Consider the following 16,964-nt stretch of genomic DNA (forward strand, 5'->3'; position numbering starts at 1 on the left):
GATTCCTACCGCTTCACGCAAGCCGGATGTGCGCTTGCCCGGGTTGTGTGAAACAATCCCGGCTTTCGCGCCGCTGGCGTGAATCCACACCCAACGACGCAATTTTCGAGGAACAGACCCATGGCAGACATCACCGCCAACGGCCAGGCCGGCCAGCCCCAGCTCGTGCTGCAGAAGATCTACGTGAAGGACGCTTCGTTCGAAGCCCCCAACGCCCCGCAGATCTTCCAGGAAATGGGTGAGACGGAAGCCCAGCCGCAGGTCCAGCTGAACCTGGGCCACAAGGCCGTCGACCTCGGCAACGACCTGTACGAAGTGGTCCTCTCGCTCACGCTCACCTGCGCCCTGGGCGAGCGCACGGCGTACCTGGCCGAAGTGCACCAGGCCGGCATCTTCGGCATCGGTGGCTTCACCGATGAAGACCGCGACGGCATCCTCGGCTCCTACTGCCCGAACCTGCTGTTCCCGTACGGTCGCCAGATGGTCTCGGCCATGATCCAGGAAGGTGGCTTCCCGCCGTTCCTCCTGCAGCCGATCAACTTCGACGCCCTGTACGCCGAGCAGCAGCGCCAGCAGGTCGAAGGCGCCGGTACTCACACGCTCAACAGCTAAGCCCACGTGACCGCGCCTTCCCGACCCACCGTCGCCGTCCTTGGCGCCGGGTCATGGGGCACCGCACTGGCTGCCCTGCTGGCGCGCAACGACGTCCCCACGCGCCTGTGGGGGCGTGACGCCGACGCCCTGGCCGAGATGGCCTCGGCGCGGCGTAACCTGCGCTACCTGCCCGACCTGGATCTCCCGCCGGAACTGGGCTACGAGGCCGATCTCGCCACTGCCGTGCGCGGCGCGGGCATCGTGCTCATCGTGGTGCCCAGCCACGCCTTCGCGTCCGTGCTGGACGAGATCATCCCGATGCTCGACCCCGGTGCCCGTATTTCCTGGGCCACCAAGGGCTTCGAGACGGGCACGGGCCGTTTCCTGCATGAGCTGGTCAACGAAAAGCTGCCCGGCCACCCGGCCGCGGTGGTCACCGGGCCGTCGTTCGCCCGCGAGGTGACCGCCGGCCTGCCCAGCGCCGTCACCGTGCATGCCACGGACGAGGCCTTCGGCAAGGAGCTGGCGGTCCTGCTGCACGCTCCGAATTTTCGCGCCTACACCGGCAACGACATCCTCGGCGCCGAGCTGGGCGGGGCGATGAAGAACGTGCTGGCCGTGGCCACCGGCGTGGCCGACGGCATGGAGCTGGGCCTCAACGCCCGCGCCGGCCTGATCACCCGCGGCATGAACGAGATGCTGCGCCTGGGCGTGGCCCTGGGGGCCCGCGCCGAGACGCTGATGGGCCTGGCGGGCCTCGGCGACCTGGTGCTCACCTGCACCGGCGACCTCTCCCGCAACCGCCGCCTGGGCCTGGCCCTGGGCAAGGGCATCCCGTTGCAGGAGGCCGTTCGCCAGATCGGCCAGGTGGTGGAAAGCGTGGTGACGGCCGATGAAGTGGCCCGCCTGGCCGGTTTCCATGGCCTCGACCTGCCGATTTCCGCCGCCGTCCGCGCCGTGCTGCACGGCGAAGTCACCCCGGAAGAGGGCGTGCGCCAGCTCATGGGCCGCGAGCAGAAGGCCGAGTACCCGGTGGACCTGTTCGCCAACCGGCGCGCCTGAGGGCGCCGGCCTGCCGCCCGGCTCGCTGAACCGGGCCGGTCCCGGGTAAAAAGTCCTACGGGCACGTCACCTCGCCTTTGCTAAGCTTCCTGTTTTGGTCGCGCAGACGAGACCGACACGGATGCATCAACCGGACGACAAGCGCAGGCGAGCCGCACCGGCAGGCGAACTCCCGGTGGCGTGGCAACGCGCCCTCGGCGGGATCACGCCCAAGGCTCCTTCGACGGACCGCACGGTCCTGGGTTTCTTCCTCGAGGGCATCAATGATGACCACGAGCCGGCCGCGCGCCTGGATGTCGCCCCTGTCCTGCTCACGCAGGGCGATGATGGCCGGTTCACCCGGCCGCTCCCGCTGGATGCGCGCCACCTCCCCGAATCCGCTCTCACCGTCGATGAGAAGCGCCTTGCCGCTACCGTGCTTGGCCTGCCGCAGACCCTGCGCAAGAGCCGCAGCTACGCCCGCTTCGCCGGCCCGCTGGGCGACCAGCTGCTGGCCGACGTGCTCGGCGCAGCGCCGTGCTTCTTCGGTGGCGTCGCTGGCCTGCGCCTGTCGCGTGGCGAGGCGCGCCCGCTCAAGTGGCGCTGGAACGTGGAAAAGGATGGTGGCCAGAAGCTGCTGCCCGATGTGGCACCCAGCCAGCGCCTGTTCCGCGTGGGCACGCTGTGGTTCCTCGATGCCGAGCATGCCGAGGTCGGCCTGCTGGAAAGCGACCCGGTAGAAAGCGCCTGGCTCGACCTGCCGCCGCTGCCGCCGGAGAGCACGGCCGTGTTTGCCACGAGCATCGGCGACGCCGGCATGGGCTCGCGCGTACCCGCGCCCCAGGTGTTCGCCGAAATGCGCCGTGCGGAAGTCTCGCCGCGCCCGGTGCTCACCCTGCACGCGCTGACCCGTCACGCCCGCCTCGCGGCCGGCACCCCGCCGCTCGCCTACGGCCGCCTGTCCTTCGACTACGCGGGCGAGCGCCTGCCGGGCCGTGGTGGCGAGCCGCTCGTGCGTCGCGTGCGCAATGGCGTGCTGCTGGAGATCACCCGCCGTCGTGCGGAAGAACTCGCCAGCATGGAGAACCTCGAATCCGTGGGCCTGAATCCGGCCGTGGATACCGAGGGCCTGCCGTGGGACATGGCCGATACCTTGCCCGAGGATGCGTGGCTGTTCCCCGGCAAGGGCTACGCTGGCGCGCTCGAAGTGAATACGCCGGCCCGCTGGCTGGCGCTGCGCGCGAAGCTCGAAGCCGATGGCTTCCTGCTCGACTACGCACCCAGCTTCCCGTTTGAAGTGCTCGAAGGCCCGGTGCACTGGTATGGCCAGGCCCGCGAAGACGACGCCGACCGCGCGTTCGACCTCGAAATCGGTATCGAGGTGGAAGGTCGCCGCGTGAACCTGCTGCCCGCCGTGGCGCAGGCGCTCGCCGAGCACCAGCTCAGCCTCAGCCCGATGCCGGGCGAGGCGGAAGATTCCGTGTGGTACGCGCCGGTGGACGATCGTCGCCGCGTGCCCGTGCGCCTGAAAGAACTGCGCGACCTGCTGGCGCCGCTCGCCGAATACCTCGAGAAGCCGCGCCAGCAATTGCACCTGCCGCGCGTGCAGGCCGGCCGCCTTGAAGAGCTGGTGCAGGCGCTGCCCAGCGGCGGTTCGTTCGAAGCACCGGAGCGCCTGCGCGGTTTCACCCGTCGCCTGCGCGAAGCCGGTGAACGCGCGAGCGATGCGATTCCCGACGGCCTCAACGCCGAGCTGCGCGGCTACCAGCGCGACGGCCTGCGCTGGATGAATGCGCTCGCCGAAGCCGGCACGGGTGGCGTCCTCGCGGACGACATGGGCCTGGGCAAGACGTTGCAGCTCATCACGCATCTGCTCGCGCTGAAGCAGAGCGGCCAGCTGGAAGCGCCCGCGCTTGTCGTGGTGCCGACCAGCCTGGTGCCGAACTGGGTGTCCGAAGTGGCGCGCTTTGCGCCGAGCCTGCGCGTGCTTGCACTGCATGGTCCGCAGCGCGCGGAAACCTTCACGCGCATGGCCGAGAACGACGTCATCCTCACCACCTACGCGCTGCTCCCGCGCGATGTGGAAACATTGAAGAAGCAGCCGTTCTCGCTGGTGGTGCTCGACGAAGCGCAGCAGGTGAAGAACCCGCGCACGCAGGCGCGCCGCGCGTTGCTGGCGCTGAAGATCCCGCGTTGCGTGTGCCTCACCGGTACGCCGCTGGAAAACCACCTCGGCGAGCTGTGGTCGCAGATCGATCTCGCCGTGCCGGGGCTGCTGGGTGATGAAGGCGCGTTCCGCCGGCATTACCGCGCACCGATTGAAAAGCACCAGGACACCGCCGTGCAGGAGCGCCTCAACCGGCGCATCGCACCGTTCATCCTGCGTCGCACGAAAGCCCAGGTGGCGTCCGAGCTGCCGGCGAAAACCGAAATCACCCGCCGCGTCGTCATGGAGCCGCGCCAGCGCGATCTCTATGAAAGCCTGCGCCTGTCGCTGGCCGAAGAGCTGCGCGAGGTCATCGCCCAGCGCGGCATCGCGCACAGCGGCATCGTCGTGCTCGATGCGCTGCTGAAGCTGCGCCAGGTCTGCTGCGATCCGCGCCTGGTAAAGCTCGAGGCCGCGCGTGGCGTGCGCGAGTCGGCGAAGTTCGAACTGCTGATGGACATGCTGCCGGCGCTGCTGGCCGAGGGCCGCCGCGTGCTGCTCTTCAGTCAGTTCACCGAGATGCTCAAGCTCATCGCCAGCGAACTTGACCGCCGCCGCCTCAGCTACGTCACGCTCACCGGCGAGACGCGCGATCGCGCCGAGCCCGTGCAGCGTTTCCAGGATGGCGACGTGCCGTTGTTCCTGCTTTCGCTGAAGGCCGGTGGCGTCGGCCTCAACCTCACCGCCGCCGACACGGTCATCCACTACGACCCGTGGTGGAACCCCGCTGCCGAAGCACAGGCCAGCGACCGCGCCCACCGCATCGGGCAGGACAAGCCGGTCTTCGTGTATCGCCTGATCACGGCAGGCACCGTCGAAGAACGCATCGAAGAACTCAAGGCCCGCAAGGCCGAACTCGCCGATGCCGTACTCGAAGGCGGCGGCACGCGCGAACGCTTGAGCTTCGACGAAAGCGACCTCGACGCGTTGCTCGCGCCGTCGGCCTGATCGTCGACTAAAAAGCGCACGATGTCCTCGTTTCTCAAGACGGACGCCCAGACCGATTGAAATAATCGGCGAGCGCGTCGGGCGCTGGCAAAAGAGCGACAGAATGAAACGTTGGTTAGCGGTTGCTCTGGCGACTCAGGCGCCTGCTGTTCCACTTGCAGAAGTCGCTGATCCCGCGCTCTGGCGTCAGCTATCGGAAATGGCGGCGGCTGGCGTGCGTGGTGGTGCCGAACTCCGCGCCGTGCGGCCCGCTCGGGCGCGCAAAGTGAGCGACGTGGCGGGTGGCCTGGGAGTGGCGAGCTGGTCGGGTGGGGCGTTGCGGCTGTCGTCGACGGTGGCGATCGTCGATTCGGAGATCCGGGTGGATGTCGACGACAACGTCATCGTGGCGCAGGGGCGAGTCGACGGCCGCTGTGTCAGTCGTGCCGAGGTGCAACGGCACTATCCCGGCCTTGTGATCACCCAGCCACCCACACCGCATGGGCCGCAGCGAACGGTGTGGTCTGCCTTCGGTGACTGGGGCCAGTTGGCTTTCAGCTTTCCGCAGGAGGCGCCGAGCTGTCTGGAAACCCTCTCGCTTACTCCGCACCCGGAGTCGCCCGACACCTGACGAGGCGTCTGCCGCGCAGGGTGCCTGAAGGCACCGTGCGCGGCCTGGAGGGGCTCAGCGACGCAGCGGCGTGCCGCCGGCTTCCACGATGGCGAGGGCGGCACCGCCGATCAGGCCCGGTTCCGGGTTCATGATCGCCTGGGTGGGCACGGCTTCCATGGTGTCGCGGAAGCGGCCCTTGGCCTCGAAACGCTCGCGGAAATGCTTCTGGATCCAGGGCAGCAGGATCGGGGTCATGCCGCCGGTGAGGTACACGCCGTCCCACGCGCCGAGGGTCAGCACCAGGTCGCCGGCGACGCTGCCGAAGATGCCGGCGAAGGTCTCGACGGCGCGCTGGCACATGGCGCAGGTGCCGTCGGTGGCGCGCTTGGTGATGATCTCCGGGGTGATGCCTTCTTCAGGCTTCTGGCCGGAGATTTCGCAGATGGCGTCGTAGAGATTCACCAGGCCGCCGCCGCTGATCAGGCGCTCGTTCGAGACGCGGCCGTAACGCAGGTTCAGCACCTTCAGGATTTCGATGTCTTCGGCGCTGTGCGCGGCGAAGCCGGCGTGGCCGCCTTCGGTCTGCAATACGCTGACCTTGTCACCGCGGATCAGCAGGCCGCCCACGCCAAGGCCAGTACCCGGGCCGACGACCACAAAAGTCTGCTCTTCCTTCGCGCCGATTTTCGGGACGGCAACCGAGCCGACCGGCACCAGGTCCTGGTGGCCTTCGGCGTCCTTGGTGTCGTTCATCAGCATTACCGCCATCGACTGCGCGGCAAAGTCGTTCACGAGGTGCACCCACTCCAGGTCCAGGTCGCCGGCGAGTTTCTTCGCGGAAATGGCCCAGGGGTTGTTGGTGACCTTCACCGTTTCGCCGTTATCGATGCGGCCGGCGGCGGCGATGATGGCGCGCTGCGCCTCATGGCCGGTTTCCTTGAAATACTGCTTCGCGGCGTCGGCCAGCGAGGCGTAATCCTTGACGTGGTAGCGGCGGATGCTTTCCTGAACCAGGGGGTTGTCCTGTTCCGGGTGGGCGATACCAAACCGGACGTTCGTGCCGCCGAGGTCGGCGAGCAGGGTCGGCGCCGCAGCGCTAACGTTGGCCATGATGGGAAACCTGTCGTGTCACGGAAGCCCGCAAGGGTGCCTCTTGCGGGGGCTGTCGTCTAGTGACGGTTTGCTCTTCACTCCATTGACACGGCCGGGGAGTCCTAGATGGGGCCGTGGAAGGCGACACTTTGACGTAAACGATTACGTTGGCAGAATACTCCATCGTCCGGATCAATGGCAGGCTTCGCCTGACTGGCCCGAGGCGCCTGGTTCCGGAGAGTGATGATGGCAGCGGTCCGCCTCGACAAGGTGCGCAAGGTTTACCCCAACGGCCACGTGGCCCTGAAGGAAGCGAGTTTCGAGATCGCCGACGGCGAGCTGCTCGTCCTCGTCGGCCCGTCCGGCTGTGGCAAGACCACGCTGCTGCGGATGATCGCCGGCCTGGAATCGATCACCGGCGGCAGCCTGAGCATCGGCGACCGCGTGGTGAATGACGTGGCCCCGAAGGACCGCGACATCGCCATGGTGTTCCAGAACTACGCGCTTTACCCCCACATGACGGTGCGCGAGAACCTCGGCTTTGGCCTGCGCCTGCGTGGCGTGGACAAGGCGGAGATTGATCGCCGCGTGGCCACGGCCTCGGACATGCTCGGCCTGGACGAGCGCCTGGATCATCGCCCGGCGGCGCTTTCCGGCGGCCAGCGCCAGCGTGTCGCCCTGGGCCGCGCCCTGGTGCGCGACCCGTCGGTGTTCCTGCTCGATGAGCCGCTGTCCAACCTGGATGCGAAGCTGCGTCTGTCCACCCGCGTGGAAATCGCCCGGATCCATCGCCGCGTCGGCGCCACGATGGTCTACGTCACCCACGACCAGATCGAGGCGATGACGCTGGGCCAGCGCATCGTGGTGCTCAACGGCGGCGTCATCCAGCAACTCGACACGCCGATGAATCTCTACAACAAGCCGGTGAACCTCTTCGTGGCCGGCTTCCTCGGCAGCCCGGCGATGAACCTGTTCCACGGCACGCTGCGTCGCGAGGATGGACTGCGCCTGGTAATGAAGGACGGCAGCATCGCGCTCGGCGTGGATGCCCCGGCACTGGCCGCGTATGTCGACAAGCCGTTGATCGTCGGCGTGCGCCCCGAAGACCTCCTCACCGTCGGCGACCACGCAGGCATTGAAGAGCGTTTGCGCGCGCATGTCGAAGTCGTCGAGCCAGTGGGCAACGAGGTGTTCCTCAACATGCGCCATGGCAACGACGAACTGGTGTCGCGCGTACCGCCGCAGTCGCTGATCCAGCCGGGTACGGATGTGGGCCTGGGCTTCCACCAGGAGCGCCTGCATTTCTTCGATCCAGCGTCGACGAACCGTATCGACGTCTGAGTATCTTCCTATATTGCGAATGCGATCCATTCGCAATAAGCTAGGCGCCCCGATAACCCCGGCCGCCAGCCCGGAGGCACGTTCCTCCTTCGCAAGCTCCCGATGCGCACCGCCGTTGCGGTGCGTCCTAGCGAAGGACGATCCACGTGTTCACAACCAGGAAGAACCTCCTCGCCGCTGCTGTCGGCGCGGCACTGTTTTGCGCGACCGCCGCGCACGCTGCCGATGCACCCGCCGCGGCGCCGGCCACCACGGCCGACGACCTGCCGCGCATCACCGTCACCGCGATTGGCTCATCGCTGCGCTTCGACGTGCCGGCCACGGTCACCGTCATCGATCGCCAGAAGATGGACCGCCATCTCGTGGCCAACATCCGCGACCTCGTGAAGTACGAGCCGGGCGTGTCCGTCGTCGGCACGGCCGGGCGCTGGGGTCTCGACAGCTACAACATCCGTGGCCTCGATGGGAACCGCGTGTCCATCCTCACCGATGGCGTGCCGGCGTCCAGCTCGTTCGGTTTCTCGACCACCGGCATGCGCGCCGGCCGCAGCTTCGTCGATCCGGATACGCTGAAGTCGGTGGAGATCTCGCGCGGCCCGGCGTCCGCGCTGAACCCGTCGGATTCGCTCGGCGGCACGGTGCGTTACACCACGAAGGATCCGGCCGACTACCTGCGTGACGGCAAGGACACCTACGTCTCCGTGCGCGAGCGTTACGACAGCGCCGACCGTTCGCTCGGCACCTCGCTGACCCTGGCCGGCGGCCGCCCGGATAACGGGCTGGTCATCGTCGCCAACCACATCGAAGGCCATGACCTCGGCAACAAGGGCGATGTGGCGACGCAGGACTTCACCCGCACCCGCCCGGATCCGCTGACCCAGAACACCACCAGCCTGCTGGCGAAGTACGTGCATGTGGCGGCCAGCGGCCGCGAGGATCGCGTCACGGCGGATTTCTACCGCAACAACGTCGATACCAACGTCCTCAGCGCCGTCGGCCAGTCAGGCACCACGAAACTGCTGACCGACACGGCGAATGATCGCGCCACGCGCCAGCGCGTGGCGGTGGGCCAGCGTTTCCCGACCATCCACCTAGGCATCGCCGATACGCTCGAGTGGGATGCGTACTGGCAGGAGTCCGAGACTGAGTCGCAGACTCGCACGCTGGCCAACGTGCCGAGCCGCGCCGCCACCTACGATCGCCTGTACCTCAGCGACCTGCAGGAGAAGCTGTTCGGCGGCCACCTGACCCTGGGCAAGACGATCGACTCGGGCAGCGTGCGGCAGCACATTACCTACGGCGTGGAAGCATCGCGCACCACGCCCACCGGCCAGCTGGGCGGGCAGGGTACCAACGTCGCCACGGGCATCACCTCCAGCAGCTCGCCGTACATGCCGGAGAACTACCCGCTGCGTTTCTTCCCGCGCAATGACACGGACCGTTATGCCGTGTTCGCGCAGGACGAGATCGACCTGATGGACGGCCGCCTGCGCATTACCCCCGGGGTGCGCTGGGATCACTACGCGTTCAAGCCGGACCAGGACGATCCGTACTACCAGAGCTCGTTCGTGCAGGAAGGCCTCGATGACGTGAAAAAAAACCGCTTCTCGCCGAAGCTGGGCGTCACCTGGTCGGTCACCGATAACGTCGAGCTGTTCGGCAATTACAGCCAGGGCTTCCGTCCGCCGCTGTACAACGAACTCGCCGTGGCCTGGGGCACCGCGCGCCTGTACGGCATCGTGCCGAATCCCAACCTCAAGCCGGAGACGAGCAAGGGCATCGAGATAGGCGTGCGCGGCAATGGCGACCTGGGCTACTTCAGTGCCAGCGCGTACTACAACCGTTACCGCAACTTCATCTATGGCGGCTTCACCCTCCCGCGCAGCGAATGGCCGCAGTGGGCGGTGAACCAGAACCTGCTCATCGTCATGCAGTCGGTGAATTTCCCGAAGGCGACGATCAAGGGCGTCGAGGCCTCCGGCGGCCTCATGCTCGGCGCGCTCACGGACACGCTGCAGGGCTGGCGCGTGGAGGGCAACCTCGCCGCGTCGAAGGGCGACAAGAAAACCTACGAAGGCGGCTGGTCGCCGCTCAACAGCGTCGATCCGCTCACCGCCACGCTGGGTATCGCGTACGACGCGAAGGCCTGGGGCGCGGAGCTGATCGGCAAGGGCGTGAAGCGCAAGTCGCGCCTCGACGACGACACCACGTTCCGCGCGCCGGGCTACGCCACGCTGGATCTCTACGCGCACTGGAAGCCGTGGGAGCCGCTGGAGCTGATGGCCGGCGTCACCAACATCGCCGACCGCAAGTACTGGGACTGGGGCTCGCTGCATGGCGGCGTGCTCACCAATGTCGCCACCGGCGGCGGCATCGACGACGCCCAGGCGCGCAACGCGCAGATCGAGCGCCTGACGATGCCGGGTCGCGCCCTCGTCGTATCCGCCCGTTACACCTTCTGAGGAGGCCTTGCCATGCAGGATATCCAGACCGCCAGCACGCCGCGCATCGACATCCCGGCGTTGCTCAACGGCTATCGCCACCTTCGCGAAACCGAACCCGGCCTGCGTGCACGGGATGCCGCGCTGCGCCTTGGCGTCAGCGAAGGCGCGCTCGTCGCCAGCCGTGTCGGTGATGGCGTGACCCGCCTGGAAGGCGAGCTGCCCGCGCTGATCCGTGACCTGCCCGCGCTGGGCAAGGTGATGGCACTCACGCGTAATGCCTACTGCGTGCACGAGAAGACGGGACAGTACGACCAGGTCGACATCGGTGGCGCCATGGGTATCGTGCTGGCCGGGGACATCGACCTGCGCCTGTTCCTCAAGCATTGGCGCTATGGTTTTGCCGTCAAGGAAACCTCACGTGGTCGCGAGCTCGAGAGCCTGCAGTTCTTCGACGGTGACGGCACGGCCGTGCACAAGGTGTACCTCACCGAGGAGACGAATCGTTCGGCGTGGCGCGCGTTGCTGCATCGCTACACGGCGGCCGTGCAGTCACCGCTGATCGACATCGTCAGCGTCGAAGCGCCGCTTCCCGAGCGGCTGGCTGACGAGGCGATCGACGTTGAGTCGTTGCGCGAGCACTGGCGTGCCCTGCGTGATCCGCATGATTTCTTCGCGCTGTTGAGGAAACACAAGGTCACCCGCCCACAGGCGCTGCGCGTTGTCGGCAGCGAATTTGCGACGAAACTCGATAACGGTGCGATGCGCACCGTGCTCGACGGTGCATCAGCGCAAGCCGTGCCGTTGATGGTGTTCGTCGGCTCGCCTGGCGTCGTGCAGATCCACACCGGTCCGGTCAGCAACATCGTCACGGCCGGCCCCTGGCTCAACGTCATGGACCCGGCTTTCAACCTGCACCTGCGCACCGACGCCATCGTCAGTAGCTGGGTGGTGACCAAGCCCGTGCCCGAAGGCGTCGTCACCTCGCTGGAGCTGTATGCGGCCGACGGCACGCAGATCGTCCAGGTATTCAGCAAGCGCAAGCCGGGTATTCCCGAGCGGGATGACTGGCGCGCCTTGCTGGCGACGGCGGAGGTGGCGGCATGAACGCGTGGCGCTTCCTGGTCACCGCGACGCTCCTGGTCGCGCCCTGCCTGGCGACCGCCGCCACGCGCATCGTGTCGCTCGGCGGCGATGTCACCGAAACCGTCTACGCCCTGCATGCACAGGATCAACTGGTCGCCGTCGACAGCACCAGTACGTGGCCCGAGGCCGCGCACGCGCTGCCGGACGTGGGCTATGTGCGCCAACTGAGTGCTGAAGGCGTACTCGCCCTGCGCCCCGACCTCATCCTTGCCACGCATGATGCGGGGCCGGTGACGGCGATGGAGCAGATACGCGGCGCGGGCGTACGTGTGGAGACGCTGCCGGTGTCGCGCTCGGCGGCCGATATCGAAGCGAAGATCCGCCGGATCGGCGAGCTCACCGGTCACGCCAAAGAGGCCGGTGTGCTGGCAGCGCAGGTGAGTGCGCGTTTTGCGGCGCTAGCGAAGGCCGTGGCGGCCATGCCGACGCACCCGCGCGCGGTGTTCCTCATGTCGACGGGGCAGGGCAGCCCGATGGCGGCGGGTAAGGACACGGCGGCGGATCGCGCCATCGTGCTGGCGGGTGGCGTCAACGCCGCCTCGGATGTGCCGGGCTACAAGGCGGTGTCGCCCGAATCGCTCGTGGCCATGGCACCCGATGTCATCCTGCTGATGAAGGAACGCAGCGATGCGGTGGGTGGCATCGACGGCGTGCTGGCGATGCCGGGCGTGGCGGATACGCCGGCCGGCAAGGCGAAGCGCATCGTCTTCGTCGGAGGCCAGGCCCTGCTCGGCTTCGGCCCGCGCACCGCGGAAAGCGCCGCCGCCCTGCAAGCGCGCTGGGCACATCCGTGAATAGCGTGGCCGCGTCGTTGCCGCGGCGCCGCAGCGGCCACCGGGCGGTGCTCGGCATGCTGGTGCTGCTGCTCGTCGCCACGGCGACATGGAGCCTGATGCGCGGCGCCATCGCCGTGGCGCCTGCCGACGTCGCCGGTGCGCTCCTGCGCTGGCTCGGTGGCGCCGCCGCGCGCGGCGACGACAACGTCATCCTCTCGTTGCGCCTGCCGCGCCTGTTGCTCGCGGTGGCGGTGGGTGCCGCGCTGGCGACCGGCGGCAGCACGATGCAGGGGCTGTTCCGCAATCCGCTCGCGGACCCGGGCCTGATCGGCGTCTCCGCCGGGGCGGCCGTCGGCGCGGTGGCTGCCATCGTGCTCGGTGGCCAGGCCGGCTCGTGGATCATCGCGGCGTCGGCCTTCGTCGGTGGCCTCGTGGCCACCACGCTGGTGTTTCTTATCGGGCGTCGTCGCCCGGGCGTGGCCAACCTCCTGCTGGCGGGCGTGGCGATCAATGCCATCGCCATGGCGGGCGTGGGCTTGCTGACCTACCTCGCCACCGAGAACCAGCTCCGCGACCTGACGTTCTGGTCGCTGGGCAGCCTGGGCGGGGCGAGCTGGTCGCGGCTGGCCATCGTCGCGCCGTGGATCGTCCTGCCGCTGCTGTGCCTGCCGCGTGCGGCGGCAGCGTTGAACGCGTTGTTGCTCGGCGAAGGCGAGGCCGCGTTGCTCGGCTTTCGTCCCGAACGCCTGCAGCCCCTGCTCGTCGCCCTCGTCGCGCTGTCGGTGGGTGCGTCGGTGGCCTTTACCGGCGTCATCGGCTTCGTCGGCCTGGTCGTGCCACACCTGCTGCGCATGACCTACGGCCCCGACCACCGCTTCCTGCTGCAGGCGTCGGCCCTGGGCGGTGCCATCCTGCTCGTGGCCGCCGACGCGCTGGCGCGCACCGTGGTCGCCCCGGGCGAGTTGCCGATCGGCGTGCTGACGGCCCTCGTCGGCGGGCCGTTCTTCCTCTGGTTGCTCCTGCGCCGCCGCGGCTCGGAGTTCGTCCCGTGAATGTATCGAAGCATGGCCATCTGGTCGCCGAACGCGCGGCCGTCGTTCGCGAAGGACGGACGATCCTGCGCGACGTGTCGCTCACCGCCACCCCGGGGCGCCTGTTGGCGCTGGTCGGCCCGAATGGCGCCGGGAAGAGCACGCTGCTGGGTGCGCTGGCCGGCCGCGTGGCGCTGGCGAGCGGCCGCGTGATGCTCGATGGCAAAGTCCTGCCGGCATGGGATCCCCGCGCCCTGGCCCGGCGTCGCGCGATGCTCTCGCAGCGCGTGGACCTCGGCTTTGGTTTCACGGCGCACGAAGTGGTGTTGCTTGGGCGCAGCCCGCATGCCGCCGACGCCACGCGCGACGAGGCGATCACGCAAGGCGCCCTGCGTGCCGCGCATGCCTGGGAGCTGCGTGACCGTCGCTATACCGCGTTGTCCGGCGGTGAGCAGCAACGCGTGCAGCTGGCACGCGTGCTCGCCCAGGTAGGGGACGGAGGTCGTGACGGCGCGTGGCTGCTGCTCGACGAACCGGAGGCAGGCCTGGACATCGCCCACCAGCATTTCATCCTCCGCCGCGCGAGGGCCTGCGCCGCCCAAGGCCTGGGCGTCATCGCCGTGCTGCATGACCTGAACCTGGCGGCACGCTATGCGGATGAGGTAGCGGTGCTCGGGGCCGGGAGCCTGCTGCGCCATGGGCCGCCGGCCGAGGCCATGGATACGGCGCTGCTCTCGGATATCTACGGTATCGCCCTGGGCCGTTCCTTCGGCATCGACGCCGCCTGAGCCCCTGCGACGACCTGCCGCCCCGCCGCCGCCGCGCGGGGCGTAAAATGGGCGGATCGCCACACGAGCAGGCACGTCCCATGACCTTTCCCGCCGTCCGTATGCGCCGCATGCGCCGCGACGCTTTTTCCCGCGCACTCATGCGCGAGACCGTCCTTACCCCCGCCGACCTGATCATGGTCGCCTTCGTCGTCGACGGCGAGGGCGTGCGCCAGCCGGTGCCGTCCATGCCGGGCGTCGAGCGCCTGTCCATCGACGAACTGGTGAAGCTGGGCGCGGAATGCGTGGCCCTGGGCATCCCGGCGCTGGCGCTGTTTCCCTCGGTGGATGGCTCGGTGAAAACCGAAGACGCCCGCGAGGCGTGGAACCCGCAGGGCCTGTTCCAGCGCGCCACGCGCGAGCTGAAGAAGCGCTTCCCGGAGCTGGGCCTCATCGGTGATGTCGCCCTGGACCCGTACACCACGCACGGGCAGGACGGCCTGATCGATGACGACGGCTACGTGATGAACGAGCCCACCGTTGAAGCGCTGATCCGGATGTCGCTGGCCCAGGCCGAGGCCGGCATGGATTTCGTCGCGCCGTCGGACATGATGGACGGGCGCATCGGCGCGATCCGCGACGCACTGGAAAGCGCCGGCTATATCCACACGCGGATCCTCGCGTATTCGGCGAAGTACGCATCGAGCTTCTACGGCCCGTTCCGCGATGCCGTCGGTTCCGCCGCCAACCTGGGCAAGGGCAACAAGCACACCTATCAGATGGACGTCGGCAACAGCGACGAGGCCCTGCGAGAAGTGGAGCTCGACCTGGCCGAAGGCGCCGATGCGGTGATGGTGAAGCCGGGCCTGCCGTACCTGGACATCGTCCGCCGGGTGAAGGAAACCTTCGGCGCGCCGACCTTCGTTTACCAGGTGAGCGGCGAGTACGCGATGATCAAGGCGGCCGCGCAGAACGGCTGGCTCGATGAAAAGGCCGTGGTGCTGGAGTCGCTGGTGGCGATGAAGCGTGCCGGGGCGGATGCGATCCTCACCTATTTCGCGATCGACGTCGCACGCTGGCTCAAGGGCTGAACGGCATCCGGGCCACGCAGGTGTTTTGTCCAAACTGAGTCGACAGGCCCATGACATAATCCCGACTCGATTCTCGGGAGCCATGGGATGGACGGACATCACTTTCTCGAGACGGCAGTCGTCTTCCTCCTGGCGACGGTGATTGCCGTCCCGCTGACCAAACGCTTCCGTCTCGGCGCCGTGCTCGGCTTCCTGCTGGCGGGCGTGGTGATCGGGCCTTCGGTGCTCGGGCTGGTCGCCGATACGGCGGGCGTCGCCACCATCTCCGATTTCGGCGTGGTGCTGATGCTGTTCGTCATCGGCCTGGAGCTGTCGCCGTCACGCCTGTGGGTGATGCGCCGCGCCGTGTTCGGCAGCGGCACCTTGCAGGTCATCGTCTGCGCCCTTGCGCTGGGTGCCATCGGTTACTACCTCTTTGGGCTCACCTGGCGGGCGGCGGTCATCGTCGGCGGCAGCCTGGCCTTGTCGTCCACGGCCTTTGGCCTGCAGATCCTGGCCGAGCGCAAGGAAGCGGGCACCGCCTACGGGCGCCAGGCATTCGCCATCCTGCTGTTCCAGGACCTGGCCGCCATCCCGCTGATCGCCGCCGTCCCCCTGCTAGGCGGCGCGCTGGCGCGCGATACGCATGCGCCGGACATCATGGGTATCGTCCGCGTCGTCGGCGCCATCATCGGCGTGATCATCGGCGGCCGGGTGGTGCTGCGCCACGTGTTCCGCTTCGTCGCGCGGGCGAAAAGCACCGAGGTGTCGACGGCAACGGCGCTCCTCGTGGTCATGGGCACCGCGTGGCTGATGGAGCTGGCCGGTATCTCCAGCACGCTCGGCGCCTTCCTCGCCGGCCTGCTGCTGGCGGATTCGGAATACCGCCACGAGCTCGAATCGAATATCGAACCGTTCAAGGGCCTGCTGCTGGGCCTGTTCTTCATCAGCGTCGGCATGTCCGTGGACCTGCAGCTGCTCTACGCGCAGCCGTTGGTGGTCATCGGCCTTGTGGCCGCGCTGCTGGCGGTGAAGGCGGTGCTGATCGTGCCGTTGGGGCGACTGGTCGGCGGGCTGACCAACGCCGATTCCGTGCGCCTGGCCGCCGTGCTGGCCAGCGGCGGCGAATTCGCCTTCGTCGTGCTGAACCTTGCGCAGCAGCAGCGCATCATCACCGAGCCGCAGCGCGGCCTGATGGTGATGGCGATTTCGCTTTCCATGGCGCTCACGCCGCTGCTGGTGCTGCTGGCCGCGCGGCTGGTGCACGAACGCGCGCGCAAGCCGGATCGTGAATTCGACCACATCGAAACCGACGCGCCGCGGGTCATCATCGCGGGCTTCGGCCGCATGGGCCAGATCGTCGCCCGCGTGCTGCGCGCGCAGGGCATTCCGTTCGTCGCGCTGGAAAGCTCGGTGGAGCAGGTGGAGACCTCGCGCCGCTTCGGTGGCACGTCACTGTTTTTCGGCGATCCGGGCCGACCCGAGATGCTGCGTGCCGCGCAGGCGGACAAGGCCGAGGTGTTCGTGCTGGCCACGGACGACCCGGAAGCGAACCTGCGTACCGCGCGTCTCGTGCGTCGCCAGTTCCCGCACCTGAAGATCGTGGCCCGCGCGCGCAACCGCCAGCACGTGTTCCGGCTGATGGATATCGGTGTCGAGGACCCGGTGCGCGAGACGTTCTATTCGAGCCTGATGATGACGCGGCACGTGCTGGAATCGCTGGACATGGCACCCGAGGTGGTCGAGGCGCGCATCGCCCGCTTCCGCAAGCTCGACGAGCAGGTGCTGCGTTCGCAGTACCTGGTCTATGACGATGACGCGGCGCTGGTGCAGAGTTCGAAGGATGCGCTGAACGACTTGCAGCACCTTTTCGAAGCCGATGCGCAGGAAGAGCGCGAGCGCTCCGACGAGAAGTAACC

The 16,964-nt window shown here is 67.9% G+C and carries 13 protein-coding genes; 12 read left to right on the forward strand and 1 reads right to left on the reverse strand.

Going from position 1 to position 16,964, the window contains the following annotated elements; all coding sequences use genetic code 11:
* Nucleotides 1-120: 120 nt before the first annotated feature.
* The 4 genes from secB to FIV34_RS01920 all read left to right on the forward strand — a co-directional run bounded on the left by secB (nucleotide 121) and on the right by FIV34_RS01920 (nucleotide 5,399).
* Nucleotides 121-612 carry a protein-export chaperone SecB gene (gene secB / locus FIV34_RS01905; RefSeq protein WP_139979132.1) on the forward strand — a complete coding sequence of 164 codons (492 nt, stop codon included), beginning with the start codon at nucleotides 121-123 and terminating at the stop codon, nucleotides 610-612.
* Nucleotides 613-618: 6 nt separating this feature from the next.
* The gene (locus tag FIV34_RS01910; RefSeq protein ID WP_139979134.1) at nucleotides 619-1,656 is read left to right on the forward strand and encodes an NAD(P)H-dependent glycerol-3-phosphate dehydrogenase; all 1,038 of its coding nucleotides are present in this window, start codon (nucleotides 619-621) and stop codon (nucleotides 1,654-1,656) included.
* Nucleotides 1,657-1,777: 121 nt separating this feature from the next.
* Complete coding sequence (locus FIV34_RS01915) at nucleotides 1,778-4,789, forward strand: DEAD/DEAH box helicase (protein WP_139979136.1); 3,012 nt, start codon at nucleotides 1,778-1,780, stop codon at nucleotides 4,787-4,789.
* Nucleotides 4,790-4,892: 103 nt separating this feature from the next.
* The gene (locus FIV34_RS01920; RefSeq protein ID WP_139979138.1) at nucleotides 4,893-5,399 is read left to right on the forward strand and encodes a hypothetical protein; all 507 of its coding nucleotides are present in this window, start codon (nucleotides 4,893-4,895) and stop codon (nucleotides 5,397-5,399) included.
* Between the two features lie 54 nt (nucleotides 5,400-5,453).
* Here FIV34_RS01920 and glk read toward each other — a convergent pair whose 3' ends face one another.
* The gene (gene glk / locus FIV34_RS01925) at nucleotides 5,454-6,491 is read right to left on the reverse strand and encodes a glucokinase (protein WP_139979140.1); all 1,038 of its coding nucleotides are present in this window, start codon (nucleotides 6,489-6,491) and stop codon (nucleotides 5,454-5,456) included.
* A 228-nt stretch (nucleotides 6,492-6,719) separates the two neighbouring features.
* Here glk and FIV34_RS01930 point away from each other — a divergent pair, with 228 nt between their 5' ends.
* From FIV34_RS01930 to FIV34_RS01965, 8 genes are all read left to right on the forward strand, one after another.
* Nucleotides 6,720-7,814, forward strand: a complete 1,095-nt coding sequence (locus tag FIV34_RS01930; RefSeq protein ID WP_139985611.1) for an ABC transporter ATP-binding protein — start codon at nucleotides 6,720-6,722, stop codon at nucleotides 7,812-7,814.
* 146 nt (nucleotides 7,815-7,960) lie between these two features.
* Nucleotides 7,961-10,276 carry a TonB-dependent hemoglobin/transferrin/lactoferrin family receptor gene (locus FIV34_RS01935; protein ID WP_170207491.1) on the forward strand — a complete coding sequence of 772 codons (2,316 nt, stop codon included), beginning with the start codon at nucleotides 7,961-7,963 and terminating at the stop codon, nucleotides 10,274-10,276.
* A gap of 12 nt (nucleotides 10,277-10,288) precedes the next feature.
* Complete coding sequence (locus tag FIV34_RS01940; RefSeq protein ID WP_139979144.1) at nucleotides 10,289-11,362, forward strand: hemin-degrading factor; 1,074 nt, start codon at nucleotides 10,289-10,291, stop codon at nucleotides 11,360-11,362.
* A complete protein-coding gene (locus FIV34_RS01945; RefSeq protein ID WP_139979146.1) occupies nucleotides 11,359-12,195 on the forward strand; it encodes a heme/hemin ABC transporter substrate-binding protein in 837 nt (278 codons plus the stop codon). The genes FIV34_RS01940 and FIV34_RS01945 overlap by 4 nt, the downstream gene beginning before the upstream one ends.
* Nucleotides 12,192-13,229, forward strand: coding sequence for a FecCD family ABC transporter permease (locus tag FIV34_RS01950; RefSeq protein WP_246058726.1), 1,038 nt, complete (start codon nucleotides 12,192-12,194; stop codon nucleotides 13,227-13,229). The genes FIV34_RS01945 and FIV34_RS01950 overlap by 4 nt, the downstream gene beginning before the upstream one ends.
* A complete protein-coding gene (locus FIV34_RS01955; RefSeq protein WP_139979148.1) occupies nucleotides 13,226-13,996 on the forward strand; it encodes a heme ABC transporter ATP-binding protein in 771 nt (256 codons plus the stop codon). The genes FIV34_RS01950 and FIV34_RS01955 overlap by 4 nt, the downstream gene beginning before the upstream one ends.
* A gap of 80 nt (nucleotides 13,997-14,076) precedes the next feature.
* On the forward strand, nucleotides 14,077-15,066 hold the full coding sequence (gene hemB / locus FIV34_RS01960; protein WP_139979150.1) for a porphobilinogen synthase: 990 nt from the start codon (nucleotides 14,077-14,079) through the stop codon (nucleotides 15,064-15,066).
* Nucleotides 15,067-15,153: 87 nt separating this feature from the next.
* On the forward strand, nucleotides 15,154-16,962 hold the full coding sequence (locus FIV34_RS01965; RefSeq protein WP_139979151.1) for a monovalent cation:proton antiporter-2 (CPA2) family protein: 1,809 nt from the start codon (nucleotides 15,154-15,156) through the stop codon (nucleotides 16,960-16,962).
* Nucleotides 16,963-16,964 lie beyond the last annotated feature (2 nt).

The sequence above is a fragment of the Luteibacter pinisoli genome, from assembly GCF_006385595.1.
Lineage (GTDB): Bacteria > Pseudomonadota > Gammaproteobacteria > Xanthomonadales > Rhodanobacteraceae > Luteibacter > Luteibacter pinisoli.